Genomic DNA, 19314 nt, shown 5'->3' with positions numbered 1-19314 from the left:
AATTTATAAATATGAAGAAGATACTTATCTATCCGGCGCTGCTATTAAGCATGCTGCTATTCTCCTGCGAAAATTTTCTGGAAGTAGAATCGTTCGACCGGGTTTCGGATGAAAATACCATTTTTGATAAATCCTCGGCCGAAACTGCCGTAAGAGGAGCTTACCGTTCTTTGGCCAGCTTAAACTACAGCAGCGGTTTCCAAAACACCATTCTGCAAGCGGGCGGCGACGTGCGGTCGTTAAATAATGCCCAAACCGACCTGAATATTATTAATTACAGTCTCCGTTCGGATATTGGTTTCTTATCTACGTATTGGGCCAACTTTTATAATACCATTAACCGGGCCAACCACGTCATCGACAAGGTACCGGCCGTAACGGACGTAAAACTAACCGCCGATTTAAAAAATCAGCTTCTGGGCGAAGCTTATTTTATCCGGGCGTACTCGTATTTCGACCTGGGCCGGGTGTTTGGCAATGTGCCCATCTATCTGACGCCCACTAAAGTTGTAGCCGATAAACTGGGAGTGCCCAAAAGCTCGCAGGCCGAAGTGTACGCCCTGGCGCTAGCTGATTTAAATAAAGCCGAAACCTTATTACCCGCCACCGTAGTTTGGAACCGGGCAACCAAATTTACGGTTTACGCGCTTCGAGCCCGATTGAACCTGTACCTGAACAACTATGAGCAGGCCGAGAATGATGCGAACAGCGTTTTAGCAAATACCAGTTATCAGCTAGTTAAACCTTTTAGTTTAGCGGCTGGCACGCCGGAGTCGGTGTTGGAATTTTCGTATAGTGTTACCGATTTAAATACCGGCTATGGTTTATGGAATACCAGTAACCGCCAATTAGAACCGAAAGCGGTTATTCATACCTTATTAAACGATCCAACCGTAGGCGGTGACCGCAAGATTCTTTCGGTACCCAATGCATCGGGCCAGTTTATTGGCGGTATTTATCCAACTAATACCTCAGCGGCCTATGGTATCCGTACCGCCGAGTTATATCTAATCCGGGCCGAAGCTCGCGCGAAGAAACCGAATCCGGATTTAGCGGGCGCTTTAAGCGATTTAAATGCCGTACGGACCCGGGCCAATGTACCCAACTCTACAGCTGTTACTTTAGAAGAGATTATACTGGCCATTGAAAACGAACGCCGCGTAGAATTTGCTCTGGAACCGCACCGCTGGTTCGATATTGTGCGAACCGGCCGGGCACCAGCGGTTTTTAACCTGAACGACCCCAATAAATACATCTTCCCAATTCCGGCCGGCGAAATTTTAGCTGACCCTACTTTAACTCAAAATCCCGGCTACGGCAATTAACTTCTGGACCTTTTGTCTATATGAATAGTTCTATCGCGAGCGTCCACGCTCGTGATGCTTATCGTCCGGCCTCTGGCCGGTAGGAACTTGCCGGCTGATTGACTTTTAATTACTATTTATCGACTCGTCCGGCCAGAGGCCTACCACATGGTTAGACTCGAGCGAGGACGCTCGCGCCAGCGTGGGGGAAGACGCTCGCGTCAGTAGCATAGCTCATTTTGCGAAAATTTTAAAAATATTTAAAACATAAAATTGATTACTTGTTTATGAGCAGCATACAAACAAAAACAACCTCGTCGGTTTGGGAAAAAGTGCGGCACCATTTTAATAGTGTCGTGAAGCCCAACCAGCTGCATGCGGAATGGCAGCCTTGGGAAAAACATTTGTTCCGATTATTTTTCCTGTTTCTCAGCTTATTAATTCTCCCGATTGATTGGAAGATTTACCGCGACTTTTTTGCAATAGACTGGGCGCACCTGCATTTCCACGATTTATTCCGCCTGTCCCGCTATCAGAATCAATTTATTCCAACTGAAAATTTGCCCCAATGGGGCATTGGCCAATTTGCCAACTGGACCATTGCTTTAGTGCTGGCATTAGGTGGGGCGGTAGTATGGGGCAGGTTAGATGCCAACCGGAAAGAATATACGGTTTTATATTATTGGTTGCGGGTAATAGTGCGCTACCGTTTAGCTTTTGTTTTAATTACCTACGGCTTTATCAAGGTATTTCCGTTGCAAATGCCGTATCCGTCATTGAGTAATCTATTTACCAATTACGGCGATTTTTTTGCCTGGAAAATTTACTTCCAAACGGTAGGGATTGCGCCTAAGTACCAATCTTTTCTGGGCTTTGTAGAGATACTGGCGGCCTTTTTATTATTTAACCGGCGCACCACCACCTTTGGCGTAGGATTAATTTTTGGCTTTATCGGCAACGTGGCGGTGGTGAATGGCTTGTATGATGTGGGGGAGCAGGTATTAAGTACTTTTATCGTGTTGCTGGCAACTTTTTTACTGGCGAACGATGTGCCCCGATTGTATCGTTTACTTATTCAGGAAGGGCCGACCTACGCCAACAAAATTATTCCGGATTTCTCGGATAAAGTCCTGTGGAACGTGCGGTTTGGGTTAAGAGGTGCTTTCTTGTTGTTTACCTTTCTTTTTGCTTACAAAACTTTTGAAAATTACACCACCGACCCGTACAAAATTCCGCGTACGCCGGGTTTGAGCAATGCTTTTGGCTATTACCGGGTAAAAGAGTTTACTTTAAATAACAAACCAGTTCCGGATTCTAAAACTGACCCCAATCGCTGGCAAGATGTTATTTTTGAAAAATGGTCGACCTTAACCATTAAAAGTAACCGACCGGTAAAAATAGATTTTACCAGCGCCGAAGCCGTGCACGAGAAAGACATTGACCGCAACTACGAACTGGCGGGTCATGCGGGTCGCCATTACTTTTACTACGAAGCCGATACGGTAAATCATACTCTGGCCCTCCAGAATAAAAACAAGAATCACCGCCAGGAAAAACTCTTTCTCACCTACCAGAGGCCAAATTCCAATACCTTGGTATTGGCCGGAATAAACGAAACGCAGGATTCTATCCGGGTAGTTTTAGAAAAGGTACATAAAAAATACATGTTCTTCGAAGGCCGGCGCAAACCGGTTAAAATTTAAAAAATCGATTTATCTGATAATTTAAAAATTTAAAAATTATGGCAGTAAACGAATTAAGTCTGGAGGCTCCTTATGTAGCCGAAGCGCCGCCAACGGCCAAGCCAGTTGAAGAAATAGCAAAGCCTAAAAAGTGGACTAATCTGCAGAAAATAGCTTTTCGGATTGCTTTTTTATACATCTTGTTTTTGTGCATTCCTACGTATCCTAAATTTTATACAGATTTATGGAATTTGGAATTTTCCAAGATAACCTACCACGACTTTCAATCGGTAGTGGCTTTTTGGCCCCCGCAAATTATCTTGATTGAATCGGAAGAAGGCGTATTTGGTATCCTGAATTACATAAACCTTATTCTGGTGTTTGTAGGGGCGGTAATTGGTGGCACCATTTGGACTTTGCTGGATAAAAAATCTACCCAATACAGCAAACTGTATTATTGGATTCGAGTGCTGGCTCGTTACCGCTTGGCTTATGGCATGGTAGGTTGGGGGTTGAAAAAAGCGTTCCCGATGCAAATGGTTTACCCAACCGTAGGTATGCTAAACACGCCATTTATTGATTTCGCCGAGAAGAAGTTGTACTGGTCGCACGTGGGTATTTCTTTTGAATATACGGTGTTTCTGGGCTTTGCCGAAATTCTACCGGGGCTGCTTTTATTGTACCGGAAAACCGCGGTACTCGGGGCGGCTTTGGCAGCGGTAGTTACTTTTAATATTTGTATTGCCAATCACGCCTACGATGCCGGGGTAGCCGTACCCGCCGCTTATTTTGCTATTATTGGTATATTCATCGCCTGGTACGACTTGCCTAAAATCTGGAACTTACTGGTAAACGAAAAAGATATTCTGCAGCCCTATCGTTTTAATCCGGTTTTTAAAGAAAAATGGCAGAAGTATGCGGTAAACGGGGTAAAATGGAGTTTTAATATTTTGTTTGTACCCATTGCCGCCGGTATGTGGGCTTATGGCTTTTTTAACGGCAACAATTATAATATTCCGAGTACCCCCGGTTTGCCCGATACCAAAGGACTTTATAACGTAACCGAGTTTCGCCTGAATAACCAGGTAATACCGTATTCTCCCACCGATTCTATCCGGTGGCAGGATGCCATTTTCGAAAATTGGTCGTCGTTAAGTTACCGGACTAACCGCGGCGCCATTGCCGACCGCATGATTGGTTACTCGCCGTTGCGGGTAAAAAATGATAAGAAAAACAACAAGCTCAACCAGGTAAATACCCAGGACTCCGACCAGCTAGCCAAAAAGAAACTGAACCGCGATTTGGGAGTAACCCGTTGGGAAGTTGGTGGTATGGCTGGCGAGCGCCGTTATTTCTTTTACGAGGCTGATCCGGAAAAGCAAGTGTTGTACCTGCAAAATAAAAATAAAAACCACGGAGAGGAAACACAGATTTTACATTACCAACGCCCCAGTGCCACGCGCATTATTTTGAGTGGCCGCAACGAATTTAACGATTCTATTTCCGTCGTTCTGGATAAATTAGACAAAAAATATCCGTTGGTAGAAGGCCGGCAAACTACTTTAAGTTCTTTCTAAATTAATGGTAGATTGTCTCTAACTGTAGCGCCGTTATGCGGAGAGTTAACGAAGCGCTCTCCGCAGGATAGGAAAGCCAATCCCTGATTGGTGTAAGGTAGTATAGCGTTTATTTTTATTATTTGCTAACACGGATGTGCTTTATATCGAGAAGCGTTTCTAAAATTTTAAAAATAGTCGAGTTTTGGGTAACACCAATCAGAGATTGGCTTTCCATAAGTGCGGAGAGCGCTTTGCTAACTCTCCGCACAACTATAAATATGCGTACTAAAGTTTATTAAAAGTAATTAGTTAATTGAACGCCAACTTGCTTTCATATTTTTCTTAGTAGCTTAATGTTTCCTCAGATTCAATAGAATACAATGCGAAAATTAGTAATTGCCGGCGGTACCGGTGCTTTAGGGAGTGCCATTATTCAACGATATTACAACACCGAAACCGAACTAATAGTATTAAGTCGTACCGCTAGGCAACCAGACAATAACATCCGGTATGTAGCCTGGGATGCGAAAACACTTGGCCCATGGACGAAAGAATTAGAAGAGAGTACAGCCGTCATTAATTTGGTAGGTAAATCCGTGAATTGCCGGTATACGGCCAAAAATAAAAGAGAAATTATAGATTCTAGAGTTAATTCTACAATAGTAATCGGGCAAGCTATTCAAGGTTTACGGCAGAAGCCAGCCGTATGGATTAACGCGGGTTCTGTAGCTATTTTTGGTAACTCGGGCGAAGAAATGAAACAAGAGGGTTCCCCTACGGGGGTAGGTTTTTCGCCGGAAGTTTGTAAAGCATGGGAACGAGCCTTTGCCAGCGTTGCAACTCCTGGTACGCGCAAGGTTTTCTTGCGGATTGGCCTGGTTTTGCAATCCGGTAAAGGCGTACTAAAACCTTTCGCGAACTTGGCTAAAACCAGTTTTGGCGGCCGCATTGGCTCCGGTGAACAGTACATGACCTGGATACACGAAGAAGATTTTGTTAATTTAATGGATTGGGTAATTAACAAGGAGGTAAGCGGTATTATTCATGCCGCCAGTCCTTTTCCCGTGAAGAACAAAGAATTTATGCAGGAAATCCGGAAGGCTTTAAAAATACCGATTGGTTTACCTATTCCGGCTTTCTTAACACGTTTCGGCGCTCTGTTCATCGGTACCGAAGCGGAACTAGTGTTGTCAGGCAGGCGAGTAGTTTCTAAAATTCTGGCTGAAAATCAATTCTATTTTAAATATCCGCAAATTCAAAAAGCTTTAAACCAGCTACTTTTATCTGGTATTTAATAAAAAAGGAATATTTTTAAATTTTAATAAACGGGAAGCTACTTCTAAACAATCTATTTATTTAGAGGTAGCTTCTTTTAGGTTCGGACCTAAAAAGCTAATCCAAATTGAAAACCCAAGGTTAAGCTCGTAGGGTGGTCGTTCCCGAACCGTACCGGTAAGGGCACGGCTACAAAGTAATTGCTGTTTGTATTTTTCTTAACCGCGTAATTTAAAACTGGTGTAAACCCATAACGCCCCGAGGTTTCAAAGGAGGCTCGTCCGGCAAAGGTAAAGCCATGACCCAGGGCCACCAATACACCCGGGTGCAATAGAAAATTACTCATCCGGCTCGTACCGTTTTCGGCTCGTACAAAAGGCACGAATTCCGCCGAAAATCCAATCTTCGCGCTTTTCCAGATGTTAATACCGGTGGGCATCCCTACTACATAATACGCATCAAAATTGGTGGTAGTACCTTCCTTACTAAAAGTTACCAGCGGATGAATAATTCCCACATAGCCGGCTACTTTGGGGTAAGTGACGGGTGGTGGTGCCTGAGCCTGGCTGATATCGGGCTTAAAAAACAGTATTACTAAAGTTAAAGCAAGTAGCTTGGTAGTATTTTTTAAAAATTTAAAAAATGGTAGGTTAGTATTAAAAACGTGTTCCAGAAACATACGATTTAAATTAGAATTGTATGTTGCAATGCTAAGCAGCCGCTTTTTGGAAAGATAGAATACAATTAACCTTTTGTATAATTTTTACTTTTTTGGTAAAAGAATATCAATTAATCGGTTTTATACATGTTCAACACTTATTCTATAAAGGGACGCCATAAAGTATGTTCGCATAGCGGCGGCTACTATGGCGCGGAAGTTACTTCCGTGACTTACTATTCAAGAAAGTTCTCGTTCGCATAGCCGCAGTTCTAGCTTTGATTTCTAATTGGAGTTGTTTCATTGCTCAGGTTCTGTTCTTTTTGTCTTGACACAAAAAGAACCAAAAAAGTCAAGACGCTAAAAACTCGCTGAACGCTCGAACAGTTTAGCGTCAATATCTGCACCTGGCTCAGGCTGTTTGTTGCATTGCTAGCTAGCAGAAATTTAAAAAATTAAATTTTTTAAATTTTACCCACGGTGTCATTCAGGAGGAATCTATTTAGCTACGCAGAGAACTATTTCATATAGTAATCTCCTCCTCTGTAATACGATATTTAATCTGCGATATACTAGGCAAAAAGTCTTTCTGGGGAGGGAGTAGAAGAAGATTATTCTTTACCAAACTGAAAAGCCATAGCTAAGTGCTGCTAACACCAGTTTGGCTGTTGAGAACCTTCTAAGGTTTCGGTTTTGCGCAGCAAAATTCCGCATACGGAGTCGAGGAGAGGAAGGCTAAACCGCCCGAAAGAGGCAAACGAGGCCCGCCGGCCATGAGGCGAAACTTGAAGCTAACCAGTTAGATAACACCTGAACCTGGAGACTTGCAAAGGCCCCAAAGAACAATCCTTGATCTTCTAAAAGTTACTTATATAACTAACCCACTAACCAAATAATAAAGCAAACCAGCCAGAGCGCTAATTCCAATCCACGTGATCATACCTACTTTAAAACGGTACATGGCCAAAAATGATACTACAATCCAAGTCAGGCTAAAATAGTCGAGGCTGCTAATGGTTTTCTGTGGGGCAACTACGGCAAGCGCGAAGTAAATAGTTAAATTTAAAATTACGCCCACCACCGCGGCCGTTACAATACTCAATAGCGCTTTTACCTGCGGGTTATCCTGGGTTTTTTCAATGATGGGTGCTCCGGCCAGAATAAATAAAAAGCATGGCAAAAAAGTGTAATAGGTAGTCAGGAAAAGCCCGAGACTACCCATTAGAATACAACTTTGGAAATGATTATAACCCGCCATAAATCCTACAAAAGCCAGTACCATAATCAGTGGTCCGGGGGTAGTTTCGCCGAGGGCCAGGCCATCAATCATTTGCAGATTGCTTAGCCAGTTAAATTTTTCTACGGTTACCTGGGCTACATAGGGTAAAACCGCATAGGCGCCGCCAAAAGTTACCAGGGCCGCTTTCGTAAAAAATAAAGTTAATTGCTGCCAGAAAGCGACCCCGGTACTGGTGTAAAACAGTACAAAAGGCGCTGCCCATAATAATAAGGCAACGGCTACCTGAAATACCAGCCGTTTGGCCGAAAAGCCTGTGCCGGGTATAATGCTGCCGGAATGCAAATAATACCCACTTTCGTCGGTTTGCTTTTGTGCTCCCGCATGTTTTTGGGTTAACAAGCCGGGATATATTTTTTTGCCCAACCAACCCAGGAGCACTGCCCCAATTATTAAATAAGGAAAAGGTATATCAAAGAAAAATATGCCGATGAAACTTAAGGCCGCAATAACGTAGTGAAAAACACTAATCAATGATTTCTTACCAATTTTAATTAAGGCCAGAATAACAATAGCTACTACGGCTGGTTTTAAGCCGTAAAATAAAGCCGCTACCCAGGCAATCTTTCCGAACAAAACGTAGGCAATGCTCAGGCCCAGCAAAATAAATACGGAAGGCAGCACAAAAAATATACCCGCAACTAAACCCCCAATGGTACCGTGCAATAACCAGCCAATGTAAGTAGCCAACTGCTGGGCCTCCGGACCGGGCAACAACATGCAATAATTAAGGGCGTGTAAAAACTTTTTATCCGAGATCCATTTTTTCTGGTCCACCACAAACTCGTGCATAATGCCAATTTGCCCGGCAGGTCCGCCAAAACTAATAAAGCCTAGTTTCAGCCAGAATAAAAAGGCTTCTTTAAAACTAGGTTTAACTACCGTGGTAGTGGGGTTATCGCTAATAGAAGTGCTCATACTAAATCCGGATAATGAATAGCTGTGAATATTACAAGGCTACAACCTTTTTTGCCGGAAAAATAGAACAAAATTAACCTTTTGTACCGGCTTTACCTTTTGCTAAATTTTTCCGGTAATCCGAAGGGTTTTTGCCGGTATATTTTTTAAAAATCCGGGTAAAATGGCTTTGGTCGGAAAAGCCGGTGAGATACGCAATTTCGGAAAGGGAATGGTGGGAAGAATTCAGCAACTGTATTGCTTTTTCAATGCGCAGTTTCCGGATGTACTCGCCAAAAGTTAAATTATCAAAATATTTGGAAAACTCCCGCGATAAGTAAGCTGGGTTTACATTTAAATCTTCCGAAATAGCCTTTAAACTTAAACTCAGATTGGTATCCATCTGGTCCTGGATAATTTCTTTTAACTCCGTTGCCCAGGCCGGTATCTTCTTCTTTTCAGATTCCTTTTGATGTATATAGGTATTGAAAATCTGCAACAACAGTTTCTCGGTAGGGCTTTGAGTATGTTTTTCTTTATATAAATGTTTGGCCCAACTGTATAAGCTATCGTAAATCAGCATGCCTTTTTCGAGCAGTTCGTAGTCGTTAGGGGTATTGTAAGCTAAACCGGCTGCAATAGCCCATAAACCGGCTGCTTCGCTGGCAAGTGCATGATTGTCGGTGTCGGCACCACGTACAATGGGAGCCAGGCGGTGCAAAGCCGGATCGGTGAGGCGGTACTTTTCCAGGAAATAATCAAAGGTGCAGCGGTCTTCGTAGTGTGTAAACTCTGTTTCGGGAATATCAAAAGGGGTGGCCTCTAGTTCAACGGCTAAACGGGAAATATCTGCAACAGGAGCAAAGATAATTTCCGCTGTTGGGTCAATAAAGCGCCTGATTAGCCAGGGACAGGCAATCCGGTCTATTTTAGGGCGTTCCCGCGTAATCCATTTCATCGAAAGTAAATTACTAAATTTACTAAATAGATAATTATAATAATGCTTTATACTTATTTATGTTAGTTGTTGATTAAGGTGCATAGAAAAACTAAATGAACGCTTTGACTATAAAAGTGGATAAAAGTATCAGCAACAGGAAAAAGTGAAATATAAGAAAGCTACTTACAATAAAGTTTTCGTGTAAGATTGTATATTTTAAACTTAAATTAATTTACTAACCCCTATATAATAGACGAGACTGAAAATAATCTTTTCAGTCTCGTCTATTATATAGGGAACACCTACACAAAAAAAGTAAAATGTTCTACAATTTAAAGCGAAGAAATGCTTTCTTTTATTCCTAAAGAAGTTAAGTCTTGATAAATGAACTTATCTAACTTGGAAGCTCCGCTTGGGCTCAGGTGGTTTTTATCCAAAAAATCTTCGGAGGAAGATAGAGATAATCCTTTCCGGGTATTATAATCTATAAAAGGTACATTATTCTTTTTAGATACACTTGAAATGCGATTAATGTAATCGTTGTAATTGGTTAAATTGTTTTTGTACTCTTTTGTAACGGGTAAAAGTACAAATACAAGTTTGGTATTATTTTGCTTACAAAGCTTGATAATCTTTTCTAGATATTCTAACTGAAATTCAGAAGGTTCTTTTAATTTGGAGTCCAAATTTCGGAATTGATACGCCTTTTTAGGATTAGTCATGGCCAATTCTGCTTCTGGTACAGTAGATTCAACGAACCCGCCAGGAATATAGATTTCTTTTGGAAGCTTTTTCTCGCGTACTTTAGTTAAAGGAGTATGTACCCGCGAAACATAGTTAGATACTAAGCTGGAAATTATAGTATAGTCATGGGTAGTTAAGGCCATATCCACGATGTTATCTGTTAACTCGTGATTTGAAATTAAATCAACCGTTGATTCCGTAACATCTTCCTTGGTCATCATATGCCAGTACAGGTCTAAAACAATGTACTTTGGCTTTAACTTGGGTAAATACTCTTGCAGTAAGAAATAAGAATTATAAGGGCTTTGAGCGGAAGTTCCTAAATTAAAGGCCTTTAATCCTTTTTGTTCAAATTGTCTGGTATCAAAACCACGATACACTTGTGAGGAGCCTAGAAATAGGACATCAATATTCGAAAACTTATCAATTTCCCTGAAACGAGAGAGAGTGTAATACCCTTTTCCGGTGGTGTATTTAGCATTAGGCAGCCAATTGGTAAAACCAGTTAAGCTAGCAGCGTATATTATAGCAAAGTACGTAAGAGCACACGTAACCAGAACAGCCGATATTCTAACAAATAACTTTTTCATTTTTAAAATTGAAAATAAATGAATTCTGCTTCTGAAAAACTGCCTAACAAAAGGATAGATAAAATAATAATATTATAAAATACTAAACGCATTGGAAAAGGATACTTTTTTACTTCCAAACGAAGACTTCTGTTTCTTTGAAATAATTCTATAACTATCAGAATAGAGATAACTACAAACGAAAGTAAGAATATTTCTTTTGTTTGATCTAAGAAGAGGTACCGTTGCCGAACGAAGCCGTTATGAGCAATCAGGTTTACACTCTCGGAGAAACCAGTAAACATGTGGGAAATAATATACCAGGCATCGCTTACAGAGTTGGCCCGGAAGAAAACCCAAGCAAAACAAACCAAAACAAAAGTAGTACCTATTTGAATTAACTTATATAAACTAGGTAATTTCTTTAAGCCAAGTGCTTCTACCATTCGGTCGCGTGATTTGCCGGTTATCTGACCAAATACCTGGTAAAATCCGTGTAACGCACCCCAGATAATATACGTCCAGTTAGCTCCGTGCCAAAAACCACTTACCAAGAAAACAATAAAAATATTATAATACCAACGCCATTTTGGAACCCGGTTACCACCTAACGGAATGTACAAATAATCCCGGAACCAGGTAGAAAGAGATATGTGCCACCGGCCCCAGAATTCTTTAATGTTTTTAGAGAAATAAGGTCGGTTAAAGTTTCGCATTAGAGTAAAGCCCATTACCTGAGCTGAACCAATTGCTATATCAGAGTACCCGGAAAAGTCGCAGTAGATCTGAATAGCAAAAAATACAGTGGCCAATATTAAAGGGATACCTTCAAAATGGGTTGGATTGTTATAAACCTCGTTTACCATTACAGCTAACCTATCGGCGATCACTACTTTTTTAAACAAACCCCAAGCCATTAACTTTAAACCGGAAGTAACCCGATCGTAGTCGAAATAATGTTTCTCGTGAAATTGATGTAAAACGTTCTGAGGCCTTTCGATTGGTCCGGCTACTAACTGCGGATAGAACATTACATATAAGGCATAAATCCCGAAGTGTCGCTCTGCTTTATGGTTTCCCCGGTATACCTCAATGGTATAGCTCATGGCCTGAAAAGTATGGAAAGAAAGCCCTATCGGTAAAAGAATAGTCAGGTAAGGAATGTGGTTCTGGTAACCTAATGCCTCACTAAGCGACGTAATATTATCATTAAAGAAATTATAGTACTTAAAAATTGCAAGTACACCAATATTGGCTACCAAACTCCATAGCAGGTAGAATTTCTTCTTCTTTTTTGTCTCACTGTTTTCAATGAGAATCCCGGCGTAATAGTCGATTACAATGGTAAAGAATAAAATTAAAATGTAAACCGGCTTGAAGAACATGTAAAAGAAGCAACTTGCTGCTAATAAATGGAACCACCGGAAGCGATGTGGCAGTAGAAAATATAAAATAGTAACTACTGGAAAAAAGAGGAGGAATTCAAATGAATTGAATAGCATTTTTAAAATAATTTATTCATTTATTCAAAGGTACTACTTAATACTTTCTGCACCAAGCGTTTTTATCTAGCAATAAATAAAAAACGCTATATATGGTTTATGGGTAAATAATAATAAACGCTTAAGTTTTGGCCACTCACAATTTTTATACCATGATAAACGTTTACTCCATATTTATTTTATTTTTTTAAATTATAGTCTAATTACTAGAAAGTTACCTGTAACTGGTAAGTAGAGCTTAAAAAAATGATTTTAATTTATATAGGTTTAGGTATATATAATAATCATGCCGCTTAGTCTTTCAAGTAGCCTAATCCGCAAAAATTATTAAAAGTTCAAAATGACAAATGTATTTTTAATAATTTTATACAAAACAGTATTATTCAAATATATCGAGTTAAGCTAACAAGGTTCTATAATCTAGGCCTATTACTTCTTAAGAAAATTTAATTGGATTTTAGTAAATTATTAAAATTGCGTCATCCTATACATGAAAACATTTTTGTTAATCTTTGATAAAAATGATTAAAGGTGATCATTTGCTCCAATTCTAAAAACAAAAGACATTTATCATAAACAAAGGTTTTACTCGTACAAGAATGGCGCTGGACTGAAACTTAGCAGAAATATTAGTACAGCAAACCAGCCAAGTACTTTTCTGCCTGTACTTAATGGAGCTTCGTCGGGGGCAGGAGGATGAAAAATGCCTAATAACCTGGATAACAATAGCCCGAATACTAACCAACCCGGATAACCTTTGGTGCCTGGAAAAATAAAAGCCAATCCAACATGCAGGCAGAACATAATAATAGTTAAAGTTAAGGCTATTTTAACGTTTGGAGTAATTTTCTCAAATACTACATATAAGTAAACAGCGTACAATATAAATTGCCAGTACCTTTCGTCGGGTGGGGTATGCGGACCAACTACTCCTAAGCCAGCATAAAAAATAAAAATAATAAAAAATACAGGAGAGATTCGGTTAAAATTACGAAAACCAATTAAACCGTATAATATATGCCCACCGTCAAGTTGCCCAATGGGCAGTAAATTCATCGCGGTAAAAAATAAGGAAAGAAAACCAGCAAATAAATACGGGTAATGCATAAGCTCGTACTGGTTAGGTACCAGGGCAGGGTCAGGAGCTACATATTTCTCGAAAAATAAAAATAATAAGTTTTTACCTAAGGCCATGGAGCCGCCCGTATTCTGATACACTTTACTGGCGTAATCTAAACCGTATTTTTTATATTCGGGATGGATGGTGAAAATATGCTCAGGACTAGGTAAATGCGTGAACCCGTACCAAAGCAAAGGAATAGCCACTATAAAGCCAGCTAATGGACCCGCAATACCTACATCAAAAAATTCTTTTTTAGAAAAAATACGATCCTTAATGCGGATAACGGCGCCCATTGTTCCAATTGTTGGAAGCAAAGGAAACCAAAACGGAATGTAATAGGGGAGTGACACACGAATTCGATAATAACGTGCTGTAAAATAATGCCCGAACTCGTGGGCCGTTAATACGCCTAAAAACGGAAGCGAGTAGTAAAGGCCATTTAAAACTTGCTCATTCGTTAAAATGCGAATAATACGCCACTGAGTAGTAACTACCAATAGAGGTTTCGCGCTCATCCATTCAGCACCTGCTAAGGTGGTAGTAACCAAAGCTAAACAGAATAGGAACAGGTGAAAAGTGTAATTTTTAACTGTAGAGCTACCGCGCATGATTAAAAAATTCGTTAATAGTAAGCGGCGGCTGCAAGTGCAGCGTTTGCAAACCTAACTTCCGGGCACCTTCAATGTGCTGTAAGCTATCGTCAATAAATAAGGTTTCGGCAGCTGTTAAATTATTTTGATTTAAGATATGCTCGAATATGGCCGCACCAGGTTTGCGCATACCCACTAAATGAGAGTAATATGTTTTCTCAAATAAACTATTTAAACCCGGTAAACCCGATACTTCTTGTACTGTTTTATTAAATCGTTCGGCATGAATGGCATTGGTATTACTAAGCAGAAACAAGCGGAATTTTTTACCGAGAGCCTGTAATAATTGAATGCGTTCGGGCGGAATATCGAGCAGCATGGCGTTCCAGGCTGCATCTAAAGCGCTATCTTCGCCTTCTATCGCATAAGTGTCGCGTAAACCTTGCCGGAAAGCTTCTGAAGTAATCTGGCCTGTTTCGTACAAATCAAAAAGTCCGGATTGAGCTTGCTGAGTAAAATCAATAGCTTGTTGTTTTTTACTTAAAGAGCGTAAAGCATCTACCGAGTTTTGGTAAGCTAAATTAATGATAACCCCACCCAAATCGAAAATAATATTTTTTACAAGGCTTAAATCCACGGGAATTTTTTAAAATGTATTTGGAAAATGCGGTGCAAATATGTAAAATTGCACTCCCAAAATCAAAAAGAACTAAAACTCTTTTTGACGGGCCTATAGCTCATTCGGTTAGAGCAACTGACTCATAATCAGTAGGTGGCTGGTTCGATTCCAGCTGGGCCCACTTCATAATCAAGCACTTACAGGAAGAAATTCGGTAAGTGCTTTTTTATTTGTGAACAATTTGCACTCATTTTTAATCTATAAAGGCAATATAAAGTGGTAATTTCCCGTATAAGCCCCCACTAAAATCGCATTCAAACAAAACTCTCAATCAAAATTTACTTTTTTTAATTATTACTTTCCTGCAATAATCTTTTTAAACACCTCAGTATAGATGGCCCGTTCGGCAGATTTGCGAGTTAAACCTTCCTGGTAATTAGTGTCTTCCATATCTTTTTGCCAGGTCATACTAGTTGGAGTTACCGCAATTAGCGTATAGGTAGTTGTAGTACCGTGCAGTTGAAGTGCTACCTTCTTTTTTTCCTCTTCCATAAATACGGAATAGGTGCCTTGGGCAACCGTTCCATCTGGATAAGTAATTTGAATAGTAGAACCATCAAAACTATATGTTTTACCTTTTTCGGAGATAATTTCCTCTTCGTGCATTAAATTACTATCTACAATGTATTGTAACTGAATGCGCTCATTTCCCCATTTTCCTTTTAATATATCATTCAATTGCGTACCCGTTTGTTGCTTCGTCCAATAACCAAGTCCTAATAAGCAGGAAAAAAGCGGTAGTAATAGTAAATTTTTCATTACCTGTAAATAGATTTAATTCTTGTCGGTTTGGTTAATTTCAAATGGTTGGAGTGGATGCCTTTGATTAAACAGCGAATCAGGTGAATTATTATTATTTAGCAAAGATTAACCTTATCCTCTAATTATAGTAGAATTCCTTTTAATTAATAAGGACAACTTTATATGCTTACTTATCTGTTTAATAGTCGAAACCAATGCTTAATGGTTTGCACCAAATCAGGAGCGAAGAATTTTATTGCTACTAAGTAGAGGAACTATCCGGACATTGGTTTAATTATCCCGAATAATTACCTTATTTTTGTGACGTAATAAAGGAAGATGGCGGCAATGTATGCTTTACCGTTTTCAATAAAAAATTGCTTTCATGTATTTAAATCATATCTCCGAAGCTATTGGCCGTACGCCACTGGTAAAGCTAAATAAAGTAACTGATGGGGTAAAAGCCACCATCCTTGCCAAAGTAGAGTACTTTAATCCCGGTAATTCTGTAAAAGACCGGATGGCGCTTAAAATGATTGAGGATGCTGAAAAAGCAGGTATTTTAAAGCCCGGCGGTACTATTATCGAAGGTACTTCGGGCAACACAGGTATGGGTTTAGCTATTGCAGCTACTGCCCGGGGGTATAAGTGTATTTTTACCCTTACCGATAAACAGAGTAAAGAGAAAATGGATATTCTAAGGGCGGTAGGAGCCGAGGTAATTGTGTGCCCTACTAACGTTGCCCCCGAAGACGAACGTTCTTACTACTCCGTTGCTAAACGGTTAAACAGCGAAATTCCGAACTCCTTTTATCCGAACCAATACGATAATTTATCGAACACAGCAGCGCACTACGAAACTACAGGTCCTGAAATCTGGCAGCAAACCGAAGGGAAAGTAACCTATTTAGCTACCGGAGTAGGCACTGGTGGTACTATTTGCGGTATATCTAAATACTTAAAAGAACAAAACAGTGCCATTAAAGCGATTGGCATTGATACCTACGGTTCGGTATTTAAGAAATACAAAGAGACGGGCATTTTTGACGAAAACGAGATATATCCTTATAAAACGGAAGGTATTGGAGAAGACATCTTACCAAAAAATGTGGACTTTAATTTAATAGATCATTTTATTAAAGTTAGCGATAAAGACGGAGCCGTAATGACGCGGCGTTTAGCCAAGGAAGAAGGTTTATTTGTGGGTTGGTCTTGTGGTTCGGCGGTGTTCGGGGCGCTGGAGTATGCCCGGGAAAACTTAACTGAACAAGATACAATGGTAATAATATTACCGGATCATGGTACGCGCTACCTGGCAAAGATTTACAACGACGACTGGATGCGGGAACAAGGTTATATAGATTAGTAAGCGTTTCATTACTAGTAGGAGCACTTCTTGGATAAACCAGGAAGTGCTTTTTTGTTTACATGAAAATGCAATTTGGTTTGTACGTAGTAAACAGTGTTACCATAGAAGTATTAAGAATTAAAAAGTACAGGAACGATAGCCCATGAATTGTACTAGGATAGACACTACTTATGGCTTCTCTTTCATACTAACCTTCATCGGCATAGGGTTACTTACCAGTAACATTTACTATATTGTTATGTATTATCTCATTATGTCCCACCAACGGTAGCAGTCATTCTAATAATCTCTATAGTCACCTATTTATTATTTAGTAAAAAAAATAATTAGAGGATGCAGTAAAATCAAATAAAATGAGAATATAAGTTTATTCAAAATAATCGAAAAGCTTGAAAATAAGTAATAATTGAAAAAGGCTTTTATTAATAAATTTGTAGACTTTAGAATAAAACATGCTCTTAAAGGAGCAAAATCAAAAAGAATTGTCTTAGAAAGTGCTCAATTCTTACTAATTTTGCCATTGTAATTGAAATCCATTATTAAATTTTAGTTAAAATTAGGTTTTTAATAAACTTACTAACTTAAAGTTCAGTTACTTATACATAAGAGAATTGATTGTGCCGCAATAATGCGTAAGGGGATTTATTGTTTCTTCTTTATTTTTTGCTTTTTAATCCACACGTTGGTGTCTGCTTTTTTTCCCAGAAAGCACCAGGTGGACCGGCTACCCTATGCCCAAATAACAGAATATTTTAAGCAGGAGACGCAAGCAAATAAGAATGCCACTAAATGCCATCGGGTTGATTTGTTTCAGGATCTGCTATTCGAGATAATTGAATTATCGCAGGAATTCAGCGACCTGGGACAATCTAATTTTCATCTCTTACTTAACCACATTTATAAGAATGTAGGCCGCTTTTTACCTAAAGTACAGGTAAAGCTGGCCTTTATTTCTATTACTGTTTTTACGAGCGAAAAACCGGCTGGCATTTATGCCCGGTGTGCCTCGCTACTGCCTGATTATTATACCTTTCTCTTTCGTTTAACTCCCTTTTAAACAGGTTTAATTCCGGTCTGCCGGAACACTTTTTTTTAATTTCTCTAATTTTTTTAGCGACCGGCATAGCTATGTCCGGCCGTGAACCTATTTGTATTTGCTGCTGCCAATCCGTTTGGCACTGGTTTTCAACCTAACAAAGTCATGCTAACTATAAAAAAAGTATTAAACCTGTTTTATTTATTTGTATTCGGATTATTCATGAGTGGTTGCACCGCCCAGGGCGAAGTAGAAAAGAAAAATCCGGAAGTACCTACTTTGCCCGTAACGCAGGCCATTACCAAAGATACCGTGCTGCACCACGATTATGTAGCCGATATCCAGGCCCAGCGGCACGTCGAAATCCGGGGCCGGGTAAAGGGCTTCCTGGATAATATTTACGTAGACGAAGGGCAACAAGTAAAAAAAGGACAACCGCTTTTCCGGATCAGCTCCGAAGAATACAAGGCCGAACTTGCCCGGACTAAAGCGAACCTGAATAGTGCCATTGCCGCCGCCAAAGGCGCTCAACTCGAAGTAGACCGGGTAAAAACCCTGGTAGATAAACGCGTAGTTACTAAATCAGAACTGGAAGTGGCTCAGGCTAAACTTAATGCCGCCAAAGCTGGCATTGAAGAAGCCAAATCAGCCCAGGCTAATGCGGCCACCAAACTTTCGTACACTTTCATCAAAGCCCCATTTACAGGCATCATCGACCGCATTCCCTTAAAAGTAGGCAGTTTAGTAGATGAAGGTGCCCTGCTTACTACCTTATCGGATTTAGGCTCGGTGTATGTGTACTTTAACGTTTCGGAAAAAGAATATCTAAATTACATTAAGGCGCAACAGCAAGGCACCAGTACCCGCAGCGAGGTTGTAGATTTGGTGCTGGCCGATGGCCTGCCGTACCCGCAGAAAGGGAAAATAGAAACCGTGGAAGGTGTTTTTGAAGCCAATACTGGGGCTATTGCTTTCCGGGCTAAATTTCCTAATCCGAAACAACTGTTAAAACATGGCTCGACCGGCCGCGTGCGCCTGACCAACGAGGTAGAAGAAGCGCTCCTGATTCCGCAAAAAGCAGCCTTCGAAATTCAGGATCAGAATTTTGTGTACGTTGTTGACCAGAACAATACCTTAAAAATTAAAAATTTTAAACCCAGGGCGCGTCTATCGCACTTCTACATCGTGGAATCTGGCCTGCAACCGGGCGACAAGGTGGTATATGAAGGCGTGCAAGAACTTCGCGATGGATTAGCCATTAAGCCGGTTTACATCCCGATGGATAGTTTGCTATCGGCGCAAAACCGGAGTTTATAAACCAACCAAAGTCGAAAATAGCAGCAACCGCC

The 19314-nt window shown here is 40.2% G+C and carries 14 protein-coding genes, 1 tRNA gene and 1 pseudogene; 8 read left to right on the top strand and 8 right to left on the bottom strand.

All coding sequences use genetic code 11. The features are described from left to right. The first annotated feature begins 11 nt into the window (after positions 1–11). The 4 genes from HUW48_RS17400 to HUW48_RS17385 all read left to right on the top strand — a co-directional run bounded on the left by HUW48_RS17400 (position 12) and on the right by HUW48_RS17385 (position 5840). On the top strand, positions 12–1325 hold the full coding sequence (locus HUW48_RS17400) for a RagB/SusD family nutrient uptake outer membrane protein (protein WP_182412152.1): 1314 nt from the start codon (positions 12–14) through the stop codon (positions 1323–1325). A gap of 266 nt (positions 1326–1591) precedes the next feature. Beyond that, entirely contained in the window at positions 1592–3007 is a 1416-nt protein-coding gene (locus HUW48_RS17395) for a DoxX family protein (protein WP_246343529.1), read from the top strand. Positions 3008–3045: 38 nt separating this feature from the next. Further along, positions 3046–4563: a hypothetical protein gene (locus HUW48_RS17390; protein ID WP_182412151.1), complete on the top strand. Its 1518-nt coding sequence runs from the start codon at positions 3046–3048 to the stop codon at positions 4561–4563. Positions 4564–4925: 362 nt separating this feature from the next. Continuing rightward, positions 4926–5840 carry a TIGR01777 family oxidoreductase gene (locus HUW48_RS17385; protein ID WP_182412150.1) on the top strand — a complete coding sequence of 305 codons (915 nt, stop codon included), beginning with the start codon at positions 4926–4928 and terminating at the stop codon, positions 5838–5840. A gap of 89 nt (positions 5841–5929) precedes the next feature. On the opposite strand, the gene HUW48_RS17380 is transcribed toward HUW48_RS17385, so the two are convergent. The 7 genes from HUW48_RS17380 to HUW48_RS17350 form a co-directional block, all read right to left on the bottom strand. After that, positions 5930–6499: a hypothetical protein gene (locus HUW48_RS17380; RefSeq protein ID WP_246343528.1), complete on the bottom strand. Its 570-nt coding sequence runs from the start codon at positions 6497–6499 to the stop codon at positions 5930–5932. A gap of 847 nt (positions 6500–7346) precedes the next feature. Beyond that, entirely contained in the window at positions 7347–8693 is a 1347-nt protein-coding gene (gene chrA / locus HUW48_RS17375; protein WP_182412149.1) for a chromate efflux transporter, read from the bottom strand. Positions 8694–8766: 73 nt separating this feature from the next. Beyond that, positions 8767–9630 carry a chromate resistance protein ChrB domain-containing protein gene (locus tag HUW48_RS17370; RefSeq protein ID WP_182412148.1) on the bottom strand — a complete coding sequence of 288 codons (864 nt, stop codon included), beginning with the start codon at positions 9628–9630 and terminating at the stop codon, positions 8767–8769. A gap of 314 nt (positions 9631–9944) precedes the next feature. Then, the gene (locus HUW48_RS17365) at positions 9945–10946 is read right to left on the bottom strand and encodes a DUF1574 family protein (protein WP_182412147.1); all 1002 of its coding nucleotides are present in this window, start codon (positions 10944–10946) and stop codon (positions 9945–9947) included. 2 nt (positions 10947–10948) lie between these two features. After that, a complete protein-coding gene (locus tag HUW48_RS17360) occupies positions 10949–12427 on the bottom strand; it encodes an MBOAT family O-acyltransferase (protein WP_182412146.1) in 1479 nt (492 codons plus the stop codon). Positions 12428–13012: 585 nt separating this feature from the next. Further along, the gene (locus HUW48_RS17355) at positions 13013–14158 is read right to left on the bottom strand and encodes a site-2 protease family protein (protein ID WP_182412145.1); all 1146 of its coding nucleotides are present in this window, start codon (positions 14156–14158) and stop codon (positions 13013–13015) included. Further along, the gene (locus HUW48_RS17350) at positions 14148–14777 is read right to left on the bottom strand and encodes an HAD family hydrolase (protein WP_182412144.1); all 630 of its coding nucleotides are present in this window, start codon (positions 14775–14777) and stop codon (positions 14148–14150) included. Before HUW48_RS17350 ends, HUW48_RS17355 begins: the two co-directional genes overlap by 11 nt. An 89-nt stretch (positions 14778–14866) precedes the next feature. On the opposite strand from HUW48_RS17350, the gene HUW48_RS17345 reads away from it, so the two are divergent. Next, a tRNA-Ile gene (locus HUW48_RS17345) sits at positions 14867–14940 on the top strand. 173 nt (positions 14941–15113) lie between these two features. Here HUW48_RS17345 and HUW48_RS17340 read toward each other — a convergent pair. Further along, positions 15114–15578 carry a hypothetical protein gene (locus tag HUW48_RS17340; RefSeq protein ID WP_182412143.1) on the bottom strand — a complete coding sequence of 155 codons (465 nt, stop codon included), beginning with the start codon at positions 15576–15578 and terminating at the stop codon, positions 15114–15116. A 367-nt stretch (positions 15579–15945) separates the two neighbouring features. Between HUW48_RS17340 and HUW48_RS17335 the strand changes: the two are divergent. The 3 genes and pseudogenes from HUW48_RS17335 to HUW48_RS17325 form a co-directional block, all read left to right on the top strand. After that, positions 15946–16923: pseudogene (locus tag HUW48_RS17335) on the top strand (PLP-dependent cysteine synthase family protein); the annotation flags it as partial. A gap of 691 nt (positions 16924–17614) precedes the next feature. Next, entirely contained in the window at positions 17615–17986 is a 372-nt protein-coding gene (locus HUW48_RS17330) for a hypothetical protein (protein ID WP_182412141.1), read from the top strand. 144 nt (positions 17987–18130) lie between these two features. Beyond that, positions 18131–19282 carry an efflux RND transporter periplasmic adaptor subunit gene (locus HUW48_RS17325; RefSeq protein WP_220463944.1) on the top strand — a complete coding sequence of 384 codons (1152 nt, stop codon included), beginning with the start codon at positions 18131–18133 and terminating at the stop codon, positions 19280–19282. Positions 19283–19314 lie beyond the last annotated feature (32 nt).

This window comes from Adhaeribacter radiodurans, assembly GCF_014075995.1.
GTDB lineage: Bacteria > Bacteroidota > Bacteroidia > Cytophagales > Hymenobacteraceae > Adhaeribacter > Adhaeribacter radiodurans.
This window is presented reverse-complemented; position numbering and strand designations above follow the sequence as displayed.

Bases quoted from the DNA above. Each gene is read 5' to 3' on its own strand.
- HUW48_RS17400 (WP_182412152.1), top strand. From the start codon at position 12: ATGAAGAAGATACTTATCTATCCGGCGCTGCTATTAAGCATGCTGCTA.
- HUW48_RS17395 (WP_246343529.1), top strand. From the start codon at position 1,592: ATGAGCAGCATACAAACAAAAACAACCTCGTCGGTTTGGGAAAAAGTG.
- HUW48_RS17390 (WP_182412151.1), top strand. From the start codon at position 3,046: ATGGCAGTAAACGAATTAAGTCTGGAGGCTCCTTATGTAGCCGAAGCG.
- HUW48_RS17385 (WP_182412150.1), top strand. From the start codon at position 4,926: ATGCGAAAATTAGTAATTGCCGGCGGTACCGGTGCTTTAGGGAGTGCC.
- HUW48_RS17380 (WP_246343528.1), bottom strand. From the start codon at position 6,499: ATGTTTCTGGAACACGTTTTTAATACTAACCTACCATTTTTTAAATTT.
- chrA (WP_182412149.1), bottom strand. From the start codon at position 8,693: ATGAGCACTTCTATTAGCGATAACCCCACTACCACGGTAGTTAAACCT.
- HUW48_RS17370 (WP_182412148.1), bottom strand. From the start codon at position 9,630: ATGAAATGGATTACGCGGGAACGCCCTAAAATAGACCGGATTGCCTGT.
- HUW48_RS17365 (WP_182412147.1), bottom strand. From the start codon at position 10,946: ATGAAAAAGTTATTTGTTAGAATATCGGCTGTTCTGGTTACGTGTGCT.
- HUW48_RS17360 (WP_182412146.1), bottom strand. From the start codon at position 12,427: ATGCTATTCAATTCATTTGAATTCCTCCTCTTTTTTCCAGTAGTTACT.
- HUW48_RS17355 (WP_182412145.1), bottom strand. From the start codon at position 14,158: ATGCGCGGTAGCTCTACAGTTAAAAATTACACTTTTCACCTGTTCCTA.
- HUW48_RS17340 (WP_182412143.1), bottom strand. From the start codon at position 15,578: ATGAAAAATTTACTATTACTACCGCTTTTTTCCTGCTTATTAGGACTT.
- HUW48_RS17325 (WP_220463944.1), top strand. From the start codon at position 18,131: ATGCTAACTATAAAAAAAGTATTAAACCTGTTTTATTTATTTGTATTC.